The following is a 14,785-nucleotide window of genomic DNA, read 5'->3' as shown; positions in this document are numbered from 1 at the left end:
TGTACGAAAGATAGAGAGCGATGAGGGCCTTTGCAGAACTTATTCGGAAAATTGACAGTACAAACAAGACTAACATCAAGGTTGATGCGCTTACGCAATACTTTCGCGAAGCGCCACCCAAAGACAAGGTCTGGACGATTGCGATTTTGTCGCATCGCCGTCCGCCTCGGCCGGTCAATACTACCTTATTAAGAACCTGGGCTACCGAACTGGCTCAGATTCCCTTGTGGCTGTTTGAAGAAAGCTATCACATTGTAGGCGATCTGGCAGAAACCATTGCGCTGATTATTCCCGCTTCCGAAGAACATACCGATAAAAGCCTTACGCAATTCTGTGAAGAAATTATCGCCCTCAAAAAAAAGCCCGAAGACGAAAAACGTGAATACCTGCATGAGAACTGGACGCGCCTTAACTATTACGAGCGTTTTGTGTTCAGCAAACTCATCACCGGTAGTTTTCGCATTGGCGTAAGTCAAAAATTGATGACCCGTGCGCTGGCAAAGGCTACAGATATTGATGTTGACGTGCTGGCCTACAAACTGATGGGCGATTGGGATCCCAAAACCATCAGTTTTCAAACACTCATTTTAGAAGAAAATAAAGCCGATTTCCTAAGCAAGCCCTATCCTTTTTATCTGGCTTATGCCATTGAAGACACTCCGGAAGATCTGGGCGATGTCAACGAATGGTTTGCCGAGCATAAGTGGGACGGCATCCGCTCACAGGTCATCATTCGCGAAGACGAGCTGTTTGTCTGGAGCCGAGGTGAAGAACTGGTGACCGATAAATACCCGGAGTTTGAAGCCTTCGTGGAGGCTATCCCAAACGGGACGGTGCTCGATGGTGAAATCCTTCCGTTTAAGAAAGGGATGATTGGTACTTTCAACGATTTGCAAACCCGCATCGGGCGTAAAAATATCACCAAAGCCCAACTGAAAAAAACACCCGTGATTCTCAAAGCCTACGATATTCTGGAATGGGAAGGCAAGGATATTCGGGATCTGGCTTTCGCCGAAAGGCGGAAACTATTAGAAAAATTATATACTGAGGTTAAGACGGATGAGTTACCGCTACACCTTTCTGAAACTATCGCGTTTTCAAATTGGGAAGAAGCTGCCGCAGAACGGGAACGCAGCCGCGAGGTGATGTCTGAAGGTTTGATGCTCAAGCGGAAAGATTCGCCGTATCTGGTAGGTCGTAAAAAAGGCGACTGGTGGAAATGGAAGGTTGACCCGCTCACTATTGATGCGGTGCTCACCTATGCGATGCGCGGTCACGGCCGCCGTAGCAATCTGTTTACCGATTATACTTTTGGACTTTGGGATGACAACAAAGAGGAACTCGTAACTTTTGCCAAAGCCTACTCCGGCCTAACAGACGCCGAGTTTCGCAGTCTGGATGCATGGATTAAGAAGAATACTTTGGAACGCTTTGGGCCCGTGCGCAGCGTGACACCGCATCACGTTTTTGAAATCGCCTTCGAGGGAATCGCCCTCAGCAAGCGTCACAAAAGCGGTGTCGCCACCCGTTTCCCGCGTATGCTCCGCTGGCGTAAAGACAAAAAGATTGAAGATGCCAACACTTTAGAAGATCTTAAGCAATTGATTCCGAAGCCGGGCAGAGCCGGCTGAAGGAATCTTATGATGCAAGCTAAATGTTGATTAAGGTACTATTTGTAAATTGGACTGAAATCAAAAGCTCTAAAAAGCTCTCCTCCTTTTTAAGGAGGAGAATGAATTTGGCGAAGGCAAAGAAAGAGGTGGTTCGTGATCCCGCTAGTTTATGAAAAAACAAATACACAACTTAAAAATACTGGAGAGCAGAAGGAAGTATTTGCGGTCGCATCTAACTCCTGCCGAAGCTTTTTTATGGAGACACTTACAAAAATCTCAACTTGCGGGTAGAAAGTTTAGAAGACAACACAGCATCACCTACTTTATTGTTGACTTTTACTGTCCTTCAGAAAAACTGATTGTAGAGTTAGACGGTCATTATCATCAAAATCCGGACGTTGCAGAATATGATGCGTACAGAACTGAAAAATTAAATGAACTGGGCTTTAACGTCATACGTTTTGAAAACAAAATGGTGTTTGACTTTTTACCCAGTGTATTGAATGAGATTGAAGATAATTTTAAAAAGGAGTAAACCACCCCGTCCCGAAAATCGGGACACCCCTCCTATACTAAGAGGGGAGCTTTTAAGCTCCTTCCCTTGATAAGGGAAGGTGGTTTTGCCGAAGGCAAAAACGGAAGGATTCGTAGCCCCATATGACAAAAAACCAACTCCATAAACTCGCGCAATCCTGGTTTAAAAATCAGGGATGGAAACCCTTTGCGTTTCAGGAAGAGACCTGGGGAGCGTTTTTGGAAGGTAAAAATGGTCTGCTTAACGCGCCTACAGGAAGCGGTAAAACCTACGCCCTTTGGGTAGCATTTGTTTTGGATTACATCAAAAACAATCCTGATTATAAAACCAAACATAAACCGGGACTTAAAGCAATTTGGATTACGCCTTTGCGGGCACTTTCGGTGGAAATTGCGCAGGCGGCAGCGCGTTTTGCAGATGGTTTGGAAACCCAACTAACGGTAGGCATACGAACCGGTGACACGCCTCAGACGGAACGGGCAAAGCAAAAACGCAAAATGCCCGACTTGCTCATAACTACTCCAGAGAGCCTTCAGCTTTTGCTGACGAGCAAAGGCTATAAGAAGGTTTTTAAGAATTGTACGGCTATCGTAATTGACGAATGGCACGAACTGCTGGGCAGCAAACGTGGGGTACAAACCGAACTTGGACTCTCCCGGCTTAAAGCTATTGCCCCAAAACTGCGTATCTGGGGAATTTCAGCAACCATAGGTAATCTCGATCAGGCACGCGAGGTCCTTTTGGGACCTGATTCTAAAGCCTTTAAAAATTCGGTTTTAGTCAAAGCCAATCTGGGAAAAACCTACAAGGTTGAAAGCATAATCCCCGAAACTATGGAGAAATTTCCATGGCGCGGACATATGGGATTGCACCTGTTGGAAGAAGTCGTACCTATCATCAACAACAGCAAAACCACACTTTTGTTTACCAATACACGGGCGCAGTGCGAACTTTGGTTTCAGAAAATGATGTACAAGCACCCGGAGTATGCCGGCGAACTCGCTATGCATCATGGCAGCATCAACAAAGAAACCCGGCTCTGGGTTGAACAGGCCATCAGAAACGAAAGCCTGAAAGCCGTGATTTGCACCTCAAGTCTCGATCTGGGCGTTGATTTTGCTCCGGTAGAAAGTATCATTCAAATTGGTGGTCCTAAAGGCGTTGCCCGTTTTTTACAACGTGCCGGTCGCAGCGGGCATCAACCCGGGAAAGAAAGTGTAATCTACTTTTTACCTACGCACGCGATTGAACTCATAGAAGCTTCGGCGCTGGGGAAGGCAGCGATCAATCAGGTGGTTGAAGACCGTATTCCCTATTTATTGAGTTTTGATGTGTTGATTCAATATTTAACCACGCTTGCAGTCGCAGACGGTTTTTACCCGGCAGAAATCTGGAAGGAAGTCAAACAAACTTTCTGCTTTCAGGCGATGAGCGAAGAGCAATGGCGATGGATTCTGAATTTTATCACCAAAGGCAGTCAGTCGCTACAGGCCTACGACGAGTATAAAAAGATTGAAATTGAAGAGGACGGCAGGTTTAAAGTGCACAGCAAAGCCGTCGCGATGCGCCATCGGTTACAGATCGGTACCATTGTAGGCGATGCCGCCCTGCAGGTCAAATATTTAAAAGGCGGCTACATTGGCACCGTTGAAGAATGGTTTATCTCTAAACTCTCGCCTGGTGATGTCTTTACGTTTGCCGGTAAAAACCTGGAGCTGTATCGCATCAAAGGCATGCAGGTTTTGGTGAAAAAGGCTAAAACCAAAAAGCAGGCAAAAGTGGTGAGTTGGATGGGCGGTCGGTTGACGCTTTCGGCACAAATGAGCGAGTTGCTGCGCGAAGAATTATATTCGGCAAATTTGCCTTTTGAACAACAAACCCGGGAGCTTCAGGCGTTAAAAGATATCTTCGACCGGCAGCGCTTGGAATCAATTGTTCCCAATAACGATCAGTTTTTAATTGAAACTTTCAAAAGCCGGGAGGGTTTTCACCATATATTTTATCCCTTTGAAGGCCGCTTTGTACACGAGGCTTTAGGAAGTTTACTGGCCTACCGCATCAGTTTACTTTCGCCCATAACCTTCAGCATCGCATTTAATGATTACGGTTTTGAAATCCTTTCAGACCAAAAAATCGATATGCAGCAGGTGCTCGACAACGACTTATTTACGGCTCGTTTTTTAGTAGAAGACCTTCAAAAAAGCCTGAACAGCACCGAAATGGCCCGGCGGAAATTCCGTGATATTGCGGTCATCAGCGGGATGGTATTTACCGGTTTTCCGGGGAAAATCGTCAAAAACAAACATCTGCAAAGCAACAGTCAGTTGTTGTTTGAAGTGTTCAGAGATTACGAACCCGAAAATTTACTTTTTCAGCAGGCATACCGGGAGACTTTTGAACATCAGCTCGAAGAAGTCCGCTTGCGCCTGGCACTGGAGCGTATAGAAAAACAGGAAATAGTGGTTAAAGCCTGCGAAAAAGCCACTCCTTTCTCCTTCCCTATTATTACAGACCGTCTTCGGGAAAAACTGAGCAGTGAGAAGCTGGAAGATCGCATTAAAAACATGCTGCGCTATCTGGATAAGATTTAGCCCTTCTCTTAACAGACTTTAGCCTTTGCTTAAGAACACTATAACACGTGAGAGCTTATAAATACAGGCTTTACTGCGTATCTTTAAGAGAACTAAAAAATCAAAATTATGACGACTGTAAAACCATATTTAACGTTTAGAGGAGAATGCCAGGAAGCGCTGAATTTTTATCAGGATTGCTTTGGTGGTGATATCATTAATAAAGAAACCTACGAAGGGAAAGAAATTGATATTCCCGGAAGCTACCGCAATAAACTGCAACACGCAGAACTTAAAGGAAAAGGAATTCATCTGATGGCCTATGATGCTTCCCCCGATACCCCGGTGCAACAGGGTAATACGGTGCAATTGGGTGTAGATCTCGACAGTAAAGAAGAAGTAAGTGAGCTGTTTAAAAAACTGTCTGCTGAAGGTCAAAGCCTGGCAGATCCGCAAGAAACCAGCTGGAATGCCTTTTATGCTCGTGTACGCGATAAGTACGGCGTAAACTGGATGTTGAATGCTGACTTGAACTAATCAGTTGCTATCAAAATAGATTAAAATGCCGAAGTTAATGCTTCGGCATTTTTTTGTTATAGCGTTGACTAGCCCGCTAAAATGACTGAAATTTGCAGCGCTATGAATCAGTCGCTTTCCATTTTAGGCCAAAATTTTGTCTTGCATCCTTCGGGTGGGATTTTTTGGATCGAAAAGTCAACCTTGCTCATTGCCGATGTGCATTTGGGGAAAGTTTCGCATTTTAGAAAACATGGAAGCCCAGTTCCCTTCAAGGCCGTGGCCGAAAATTTTAAGCAGCTCACCCGTATCGCAGATGCTTTTAAGGCCAACAACATTTGCTTTTTGGGCGATTTGTTTCACAGCAGTTTGAATACCGAATGGCAACTCTTTGAGGATTGGGTTAAATCGCGGAAGGAAAACGTGATTTTGGTTGCCGGTAACCACGACATCATCAATCCGTTAAAGTATGAAAAGCTGGGTATCGCGATCTATTCTGAAATTATAACCGAAGGTTTTTTACTCACCCATCATCCTGAAGAGCGGGAAGGTCTTTTTAATTTTTGCGGGCATATTCATCCGGGAATTCGAATGGGCGGATTAGGCCGTCAGGTACTGAAACTTTCGTGTTTCTTTAAGACTGAAAATCAGTTGATTTTACCCGCATTTGGTACATTTACGGGAAATTACTATTTGGAACCCAAAACCGGCGATCAGGTTTTTGCCGTGACCAAAAATGAGGTGATCCGGGTGTGTTAAACCCTGCTAAATACTCCTGAAGGGAGGACTTTAAAAACGTACTATGAAAAAGAAACTTGCCATCCTCAACCTGCTTTCAGTGGTACTGGTGCTTACCATAAACGGACTTTCACAGGCACAGCGCTGGAATGATACGACCATTGGCGAAATGAGCGCGCGTTACGACAATCTGTTTACGCCTGCCGGTTATGCTTTTTCGATTTGGGGAGTGATCTTTTTGGGACTGGTGGGTTATGCACTTTTCGGTATCAGACGGGCATTTTTCAGTAAAAAGGACACACCGCATTTGGAGCAAACAGGATATTGGTTTGCCATTGCCAATGTGCTCAATGCCGGCTGGGTGCTTGCTTTTATTTACGACCAGATTTGGCTTTCAGTCCTGATTATGCTGGGAATACTAATTTCGCTTCTTAAAACCGTTCTTAAAACCAATATGGAACGCTGGGATGCGCCTATTGAAATTATCGCATTCGTCTGGTGGCCCATTTGTATTTACAGCGGGTGGATTGCCGTGGCGACAATCGCTAACATTTCAGCTTTTATTGTAAGTCTGGGGATTGAATTTTCTCAACTCACCCAAATTATCACAACAATGGTATTAATTACCATAGCCGTTTACCTCAACAATTTGATGATCAATTTGCGAAATATGCGGGAATTTGCAATGGTAGGTGCCTGGGCGCTTTTTGCCATTTTCATAAGGCATAATGGTGAAATCCCGGCCATTGCCTATTATGCACTGGCGGGAGCAATTGTACTTAGCGTCGCCGCGGGAATTCACGGCTATCGAAACCGTAAAACCAATCCAATAGAAAAATGCAAAGAGCGTATCAGTAATTAAATCATTGATTTAATGTCACTTGCCCAGCTGGGATAGGTAAATACCATGCCCTTTAAAGTGTTCACATCGAGCCTTCCACACATCGCCATCACAAACATATTGATGGTTTCTGCAGCGTCCCAACTGAGAAGATGAGCCCCTAAAATATAACCCGTTTCTTTATCAACCAGCGTTTTATAGGCGTAGCAGTTTTGATTCATCCGCTTGGAGTTATACCAGTCTGGCACATTTTGCTCATTTACCACAAAATCATAGCCGGCTTCGCGGGCCTGCTTTTCATTCATCCCAACCATAGCCAATTGAGGCTGCGTAAAAACCACTGAAGGTGTAGGCGGCACGTCGAGTTTCATATAATTCTTGCCTTTCAGAATATTTTTGGCTGTAATACGCGCTTCCTGATGAGCAATGGGCGTAAGCGGTAATTCTCCGGTATTGGCGACGTCTCCACAGGCATACACATTAGGATTGGTAGTGCTTTGGGTATATTCATTTACGGTAACTCCCTTAGGCGTGTAAGCTACGTTGCCTTTTTCCAAATCCAGATCAGCTACAGCAGGAACTCTTCCGGCTGTATTGAAAACCAATTCGGCTTTGATCTCCTGCTCCTTGCCATCAACCTCAAGTGTTACACGGTGATTTTTACGAAGCTTTTCAACCCCCACAGCTCTTGCATTGAAAATAAATTTGATGCCCAGCTGCTCCGAATTTTCTTGAAGATACAAGGCTAGCCCTTTATCAAAATTGGATAAAATGCGTTCGTTTACATCAACCAAAGTGACGTCTACGCCACAGCGGGCAGCGATATGGGCAAACTCCATCCCAATGTAGCCCGCGCCGATAAAAATCATGCTTTCCGGCAGTTCTTCAAGCTCCAGAAAATCATCGCTGATGAGCAAATGCTCTCTCCCGGGAATTTTCAATTCAAGCGGAATGTTTCCGGTAGCGATGACGATCTTGTCTGCCGTTACCGTTTTTCCTTCTACAGACAAGGTATTTTCGCCCAAAAACTTAGGCGATTGATGATACAGTTTGATGCCTAAATCTTCCAGTTTTCGCTCGGTGGTAAAAGGAACGGCTTCTGTAAATGTTTTTTTAAAGGCAATAAGATCCTTCCAGTCTATTCTGGGCAAATCACAAACGCCTTTACCCTGCATATCGATGCTGCGTTCTAAAACTTCGGTGATCCCCACCAGAACTTTTTTGGGGTCACAACCGCGATTGGCGCAGGTACCGCCGTACTCGCGATTGTCTGCAATAGCAACCCGCAAACCGGCATCAACCGCATCGTAAGCCACGTGCTTACCGGCATTACCGGTTCCTATTATAAAAAGATCGTAATGTTCAATTCCCATAATTTCTAGATGATTTTTACACAACCGCCGTCTACACGCAGGCTGGCGCCGTTAGTTGCGGCAGATTTAGGACTCGCCACATAAGCAACCATATTGGCCACTTCCTGAGGTTCTGCAAAACGCTGAATGAGTGAAGTAGGCCGTTCTGTGGTAAAAAACTCGTTTTCCACCTCTTCGCGGGAAGCGTCTTCCCCAATATTTGCAAATTCGCGCACCCCTTCAGACAAGGTTGGTCCGGGCAACACGCTGTTTACAGTTACGCCGGTTCCTTTAGTAGTCTCGGCGATTCCCCGCGAAATAGCCAGTTGCGCGGTTTTGGTCATCCCGTAATGCACCATTTCTACCGGAATATTCAATCCGCTCTCGCTCGAAATAAAAATGATACGCCCCCAGTTCTGCTCCAGCATTGCAGGAAGCAGCGCCCGTGACAACCGCACGCCGCTCATCACATTAATATCGTAAAAACGCTGCCAATCCCCGTCAGGAATTTCCAGGAAGTCTTTCGGTTCAAAAACGCCTACGTTATTTACGAGAATATCAACTTTTCCCAATTGCTTTAGCAGTGCATCTATCTCTTCAGGCTTGGCAAAATCGCAAGGGATTCCGCTTATTTTAGCCTGTGGCACTTCAGCCTTAACAGTTTTGATCGCTTCATCAATAGAATCCTGAGATCTGCCGTTAATGATAACCTCTGCTCCTTCTTCCGCCAGGGTTTTAGCAATCGCGCGTCCTATTCCTTTAGTAGAGCCCGAAATAAAGGCTCGTTTTGAGTTGAGTTGTAAATCCATAGTAATGTTTAGTGGAAAATTAATGCAGGTGGCCTGTTTCGGCTTTTCTCAAAAATAGGAAAGCCTTTGCCCATCTTGTGTTACAGAAATGATAAATCCCTTATCGCCATTGTGAAAGAAGGCCTTAAGCCCTTATCTTTGCGCTCCGAAAATGCTTCGTTCTGCAATTGCAGATTAACTGATACTAACGGGACTTAGATCCCGCATTAATCGATACGATTGAGTAGTTCAAAAATTACAAGGCCCATTTCACAGGCTCTGCAACTGCAGAATCTGCAAAACGCTATTGCCGGTTCTCAAAACCGCATCAACCTGAATGGCCTTATAGGCTCTTCGCTTTCTCTGGTTATTGCCGAAAGTTTTAAGGAAGCCACAAAACCTTTTCTGGTCATTTTAAATGATAAGGAAGAAGCGGCATACGTGTTGAATGACCTGGAACAACTGGTTAAGGAAAGTAATGTACTCTTTTATCCCGGAAGCTACCGCAGGCCCTATCAAATCGAAGAAACAGACAATGCCAATGTATTGTTGCGCGCCGAAGTGCTTAACCGCATCAACAGCCGCAAAAAACCGGCACTCATTGTCACCTACCCTGATGCGCTCTTTGAAAAAGTAGTCACCCGTAAAGAACTTGACAAAAGCACGCTTAAGGTAAAACTCAACGATAAGCTTTCGCTCGATTTTGTAAACGAAATGCTTTTTGAATACAAGTTCAAGCGTGTGGATTTTGTGACCGAACCCGGAGAATTTTCGGTACGCGGGGGAATCATAGATGTGTTCTCGTTTTCCCACGACGAGCCGTATCGCATTGAGTTTTTTGGCGATGAGGTAGACAGCATCCGCACCTTTGATGTGGAGACGCAGCTTTCGGTCAACAAAGTGAATAAAATAAGCCTGATGCCCAATGTGGAGCATAAAATGCTTCAGGAAAAATGCGAGAGTTTCTTTAAATACATTTCGGCAGACACGGTGGTTTTTGCGCAGGATCTGGAGCAGCTTTCGGCACGTATAGATACCAATTTTGAAAAAGCCCAGGAAGCTTACAATAAGCTGGACAGCGAAATCAAACGCACCGATCCGGGCGAACTTTTTTGCGATTCGGCACTGATACGCAAGCAACTGCTCGATTTTCAGCTGGTGCGCGTCAACGACACCACCGCAAACGAATCATCAGGGGTTACGATTACCTTCAATCAGCAGCCGCAACCGGCTTTTAATAAGCAATTCAACCTGCTTATTGAAAACCTGAACGAAAATTACGAGGCCGGTTACACCAATTACATTTGCTGCGCCAGCGAGCAACAGGCCAAACGTTTTCAGGATATTTTTGACGATGCAGACCTCAACGTCAGGCAGTACGAAACCATCATTATTTCGCTCTACCGCGGCTTTATTGATGAAGATTTAAAAATTGTTTGCTATACCGATCATCAGATTTTTGAACGCTATCACAAGTTTAAGCTGAAAGACGGCTACGCCAAAAAGCAGGCGATTACGCTTAAAGAGTTGACCAGCCTGCAGATAGGCGATTATGTAACGCATATTGATCACGGGATCGGGAAATTTGGCGGACTCCAGAAAATTGAAGTTGAAGGCAAGCGTCAGGAAGCCATCAAACTGATTTATGGCGAGCGCGATGTGCTGTACCTCAGCATTCACTCGCTGCACAAGGTCACAAAATACAACGGTAAAGACGGCAAACCACCCCAGATTTATAAGTTAGGCAGCGCCGCCTGGAAAAAACTGAAGCAAAAGACCAAAACCAAGGTCAAGGAGATCGCCTTTAACCTCATCAAGCTGTATGCGAAACGCAGGCTTGAAAAAGGATTTGCTTTTGGGCCCGACACCTATTTACAAAATGAACTCGAAGCCAGTTTTATCTACGAAGACACGCCCGATCAAAGCACGGCCACCGAAGCTGTAAAAGCAGATATGGAAAGTACCCGCCCCATGGATCGCCTGGTTTGTGGCGATGTGGGCTTTGGTAAAACCGAGGTTGCCATACGTGCAGCCTTTAAAGCGGTAGATAACGGCAAACAAGTTGCAGTTTTAGTACCCACGACGATTTTGGCCTTTCAGCATCATAAAACATTCAGCGAGCGGCTTAAAGATTTACCCGTTACGGTAGATTATCTGAACCGTTTTCGCACAGCGAAAGAAAAACGAGAAACGCTGGAGCGACTTGCTAACGGAAGGGTAGACATCATCATTGGCACCCACCAGCTTACCAGTAAAAACGTAAAGTTTAAAGATCTGGGATTGCTCATCGTTGATGAGGAGCAAAAGTTTGGCGTAGCCGTAAAAGACAAGCTCAAGACCATCAAAGAGAACGTAGATACGCTCACGCTAACCGCTACACCCATACCGCGTACGCTGCAGTTTAGCCTGATGGCCGCGCGCGATTTGAGCACTATTACAACGCCACCGCCCAACCGTTATCCCATTGAGACGCATATCGTTCGCCTTTCTGAGGAAGTGATACGCGATGCTATTTCTTATGAAATACAACGCGGTGGACAGGTATTTTTCATTCATAACCGCCTGCAGAACATCAAGGAAGTTGCAGGAATGATTCAGCGTCTGGTTCCGGATGCTAAGGTAGGAATTGGCCACGGCCAGATGGACGGCAAAAAGCTGGAAGAGCTGATGCTGAAATTTATGGACGGGGAGTTTGACGTTTTGGTCTCTACCACAATTGTGGAGAGTGGGCTTGATGTGCCGAATGCCAATACGATTTTCATCAATAACGCTAATAATTTCGGACTTTCAGACCTGCACCAGATGCGGGGTCGTGTGGGCCGAAGCAACAAGAAAGCATTCTGTTATTTCATTACGCCGCCACTCTCGGCAATGACCGAAGACGCGCGTAAGCGTATGACCGCTTTGGAGCAATTCTCAAGTCTGGGCAGCGGTTTTAATATTGCTATGAAAGATCTGGAGATTCGTGGCGCCGGGGATTTATTAGGCGGAGAGCAAAGTGGCTTTATCAACGAAATAGGTTTTGATACCTATCAAAAAATCCTCAACGAGGCCATTGAAGAGCTTAAAGAAAACGAGTTCGCCGATCTGTATGCCGATCAAAATGCGGATGACGAAAACAAAGAATACGTCAAGGATACGGTGATTGATTCGGACTTCTCACTGCTTTTCCCTGATGATTACATCAACAACATCACCGAGCGTTTAAATCTGTATACCGAACTCAACAGTCTCAAGACCGAAGAAGAACTCGCAGCTTTTGAAGCCCGCCTGATTGACCGATTTGGTGAATTACCATCGCAAGCCGAAGATTTACTGAATTCGGTGCGCATCAAGTGGGTCGCCACCCATTACGGACTCGAAAAAGTGGTGATGAAAAACAAAAAACTTATCGGCTTTTTTATTGCAGACCAGCAATCTAAATTCTACCAGAGCGCTGCGTTCTCAAGAATGCTTCAGTTTGTGCAAACCCACGCAAACCGCGTTACGCTTAAAGAAAAGAAAACTTCAAAAGGATTGCGATTACTACTTACCGCTCCCGGTATTTCCTCAGTGAACAAAGCTGTAGAGTTGTTGAAACCCCTGATGCCGAAGAAAGTGGAGAAGGCTGAAATTTAAATCTGAATGAACTGAGATTTAGTCAGGATTAAAACGGCCTTATTTCATTTGGTGTTTGAGTTCTGATCACATATTTCTACTGGTTTAATCCAAGGTATTTTTCCAGCGTTCTTCAAGGGTTTGCTGTTTTTGAAGAAGCGATGCCATACTCTTCTGATCAATGCGTTGCAAATTGGTAAGGATTTTATCAATCGTATTGAGAATAACCTGAAAATGACCTGTTTCAAAAATATTACCTGGTTTTACAGCAAGTTCTCCGGGTTTTATAATCGCTTCTTTTAACTCCTGATTGGTACCAATATTAGGAAGTTTTACAAAATCTATTTCATCTAATCGGCTCAATTTAAGCTCTAAACCCGAAGCGGTATTTTTGATGGTTGTAGAAAGTTCCCTGACATCATCTTCCGTTGCAGATCCTTTCGCCTGAAGATCCTGAAGGGCATTCAAAATACCCGTTTTGCTATCTGCGAAATCCTTATAAATGGTGCTGATAGCCTCGTGCTGTTTGTAATGTTTATAAAGTTGATCGTATGCGTCAAGCTCGAGAGCAATATTTAAGTAAGCGTAGCAAAATTTTTTATCCCAGGTTGCAAAAGACGTATTTAGCAGCAAATTACGATCTTCTAAAACCGTCTGATATATAGACTCCATTTTCTTTTTAGAATAGGTCTCTCCTTTATAAGTGACTGATTTTTCTTTGCTTTCCCCCTGAGCAATCTTTACAATCTGAACAAGCAACTGATTCAGTTCTTTGACGGGCTTCATCAGTTCTTTTACCTCATCCCGTAAATTTTTAAAGTATAAGGGATCCTGAATTCCTTTTTCCTTGATCGCTTCAATATTTCTAAGATCCGGAATATGTAAATAGCGATCCTGAAAGGTATGATGATAGGCCTCAAGAAGTTCTGTCCCGGAGGATTCTTCTTTGATGAATTCCTGAAATGCATTGAAACTAACCGGCTCGTTTACCTCAGCTTTTAAATATTCTTTATAAATCACACGGGTCATTTGCTCCTGCAATCCGGTATAATTACCAAAAAGCAACCAGGGGGAGCGCTCATCGTAATCACAAGGTACATAGGGCTTTTTAGCATTTTCTTCCCGGGACTGATTGGAAGGATGACTGGCGTACATACCAACAACAGCATGGTCGGCATCATCAAAAAAACGCTTTCCACCTTCCGGATGAACCGGCAGCGCATTGAACTTTTCCTGAAGTTTGCTTAAAATTTCCTGTGTCGCGTGCGAACTGTGCTCATATAAATTGTTAACCGCAATTCCCTTTTGTGAAGCCACATAGGCATAGTTCACGGTATTATTCCAGGCATTAGAGCCATCGTCAAGTTTCCACAGTGCAGAAACTATAGGATCACTTCCCGAAGCTTTAACCGCTACCTTATCTGCATTAAATTCCATTTCCCGCGAAAGCGATGAATACATAACGTTCAAAAACTGGTAGAATAAACGCAACAACTGACGAATCAGCCAGATTACCGGTGTGATTGCCCAGGCCGCAAAAGATAATCGGATATCTGTCCCGCGCCATTTATCAAGCAGATCGTCCCATTTATCGCGATCAAAAATCATGTCGTGAATTATGGTATTTGCAGAATTGATGTAACTGCCAATTTTCATGCTTTTTTGGGCGAAATGACCAAACTCGTGAGCAGTCACGGCTTTGAATTCAGAAAGATTGAGGCAGTCCAGTAAACCCAATCCTATTGTCAATTCCTTTTTCACCGGCAGAATGAGGCTCAACCAGATATTTGTATACCTAACATAGGCATTAACGTCAGGATCTACATATATGTTCTTGGGTTTAGGAGCTCCTGTTTCTTCACAGATAGCGTTTATAAAATTCCATAAATCAGGATGCTCCTCTTTTTTAAGCTTAATGCGGTTGGATGGTTTAGGATTTTTAAGCTTTAGGATAAACTTGAGCGTAAACAAAAACAACATGATGCTCGCAGCAATAGAACCTATTTTGAGCAAAATAGTCCATTTGTTGTAGTTGGTTATTTCATAAGTAAATGCGTAATAAATAGAATATCCCAAAAAAGCGACCAGGGCGGCGTATAATAGGAAAAACAGAAAAATACCCAAAACGGCTAAAGCAGCTCTGTACTTATAAGAAGAGGCTAAAGAAGTTAACTTGTCAGGGATTGAGGTGGGACTTGCAGGATAAAGTAATGAACTCACAGAAAAAGCTTTTAA

The 14,785-nt window shown here is 44.3% G+C and carries 10 protein-coding genes; 7 read left to right on the top strand and 3 right to left on the bottom strand.

Annotation, left to right across the window (positions count from 1 at the left end; all coding sequences use genetic code 11):
- The first annotated feature begins 20 nt into the window (after positions 1 to 20).
- The 6 genes from CJ305_RS01615 to CJ305_RS01590 all read left to right on the top strand — a co-directional run bounded on the left by CJ305_RS01615 (position 21) and on the right by CJ305_RS01590 (position 6,834).
- Entirely contained in the window at positions 21 to 1,631 is a 1,611-nt protein-coding gene (locus CJ305_RS01615; protein WP_099644487.1) for an ATP-dependent DNA ligase, read from the top strand.
- Between the two features lie 151 nt (positions 1,632 to 1,782).
- Positions 1,783 to 2,148 carry an endonuclease domain-containing protein gene (locus tag CJ305_RS01610; RefSeq protein WP_099644486.1) on the top strand — a complete coding sequence of 122 codons (366 nt, stop codon included), beginning with the start codon at positions 1,783 to 1,785 and terminating at the stop codon, positions 2,146 to 2,148.
- A 122-nt stretch (positions 2,149 to 2,270) separates the two neighbouring features.
- On the top strand, positions 2,271 to 4,739 hold the full coding sequence (locus CJ305_RS01605) for a ligase-associated DNA damage response DEXH box helicase (RefSeq protein WP_099644485.1): 2,469 nt from the start codon (positions 2,271 to 2,273) through the stop codon (positions 4,737 to 4,739).
- A 108-nt stretch (positions 4,740 to 4,847) separates the two neighbouring features.
- Positions 4,848 to 5,255 carry a VOC family protein gene (locus CJ305_RS01600; protein ID WP_099644484.1) on the top strand — a complete coding sequence of 136 codons (408 nt, stop codon included), beginning with the start codon at positions 4,848 to 4,850 and terminating at the stop codon, positions 5,253 to 5,255.
- A gap of 102 nt (positions 5,256 to 5,357) precedes the next feature.
- The gene (gene pdeM / locus CJ305_RS01595; protein WP_099644483.1) at positions 5,358 to 5,993 is read left to right on the top strand and encodes a ligase-associated DNA damage response endonuclease PdeM; all 636 of its coding nucleotides are present in this window, start codon (positions 5,358 to 5,360) and stop codon (positions 5,991 to 5,993) included.
- Between the two features lie 43 nt (positions 5,994 to 6,036).
- Positions 6,037 to 6,834, top strand: a complete 798-nt coding sequence (locus CJ305_RS01590) for a tryptophan-rich sensory protein (RefSeq protein ID WP_099644482.1) — start codon at positions 6,037 to 6,039, stop codon at positions 6,832 to 6,834.
- Here the strand turns inward: CJ305_RS01590 and CJ305_RS01585 are convergent.
- Positions 6,831 to 8,186 carry a dihydrolipoyl dehydrogenase family protein gene (locus tag CJ305_RS01585; RefSeq protein WP_099644481.1) on the bottom strand — a complete coding sequence of 452 codons (1,356 nt, stop codon included), beginning with the start codon at positions 8,184 to 8,186 and terminating at the stop codon, positions 6,831 to 6,833. The genes CJ305_RS01590 and CJ305_RS01585 overlap by 4 nt on opposite strands.
- 5 nt (positions 8,187 to 8,191) lie before the next feature.
- A complete protein-coding gene (locus CJ305_RS01580) occupies positions 8,192 to 8,974 on the bottom strand; it encodes an SDR family NAD(P)-dependent oxidoreductase (RefSeq protein ID WP_099644480.1) in 783 nt (260 codons plus the stop codon).
- Between the two features lie 219 nt (positions 8,975 to 9,193).
- Here CJ305_RS01580 and mfd point away from each other — a divergent pair, with 219 nt between their 5' ends.
- Entirely contained in the window at positions 9,194 to 12,571 is a 3,378-nt protein-coding gene (gene mfd, locus CJ305_RS01575) for a transcription-repair coupling factor (RefSeq protein WP_099644479.1), read from the top strand.
- Between the two features lie 84 nt (positions 12,572 to 12,655).
- Here mfd and CJ305_RS01570 read toward each other — a convergent pair whose 3' ends face one another.
- Positions 12,656 to 14,770, bottom strand: coding sequence for a M48 family metallopeptidase (locus CJ305_RS01570; RefSeq protein ID WP_099644478.1), 2,115 nt, complete (start codon positions 14,768 to 14,770; stop codon positions 12,656 to 12,658).
- Between the last annotated feature and the right edge of the window lie 15 nt (positions 14,771 to 14,785).

The organism is Leeuwenhoekiella nanhaiensis (assembly GCF_002744755.1).
Taxonomy (GTDB): Bacteria; Bacteroidota; Bacteroidia; order Flavobacteriales; family Flavobacteriaceae; genus Leeuwenhoekiella; species Leeuwenhoekiella nanhaiensis.
Note: the sequence above shows the minus strand (reverse complement) of the source record. Positions and strands in the feature narration are given on the sequence as shown.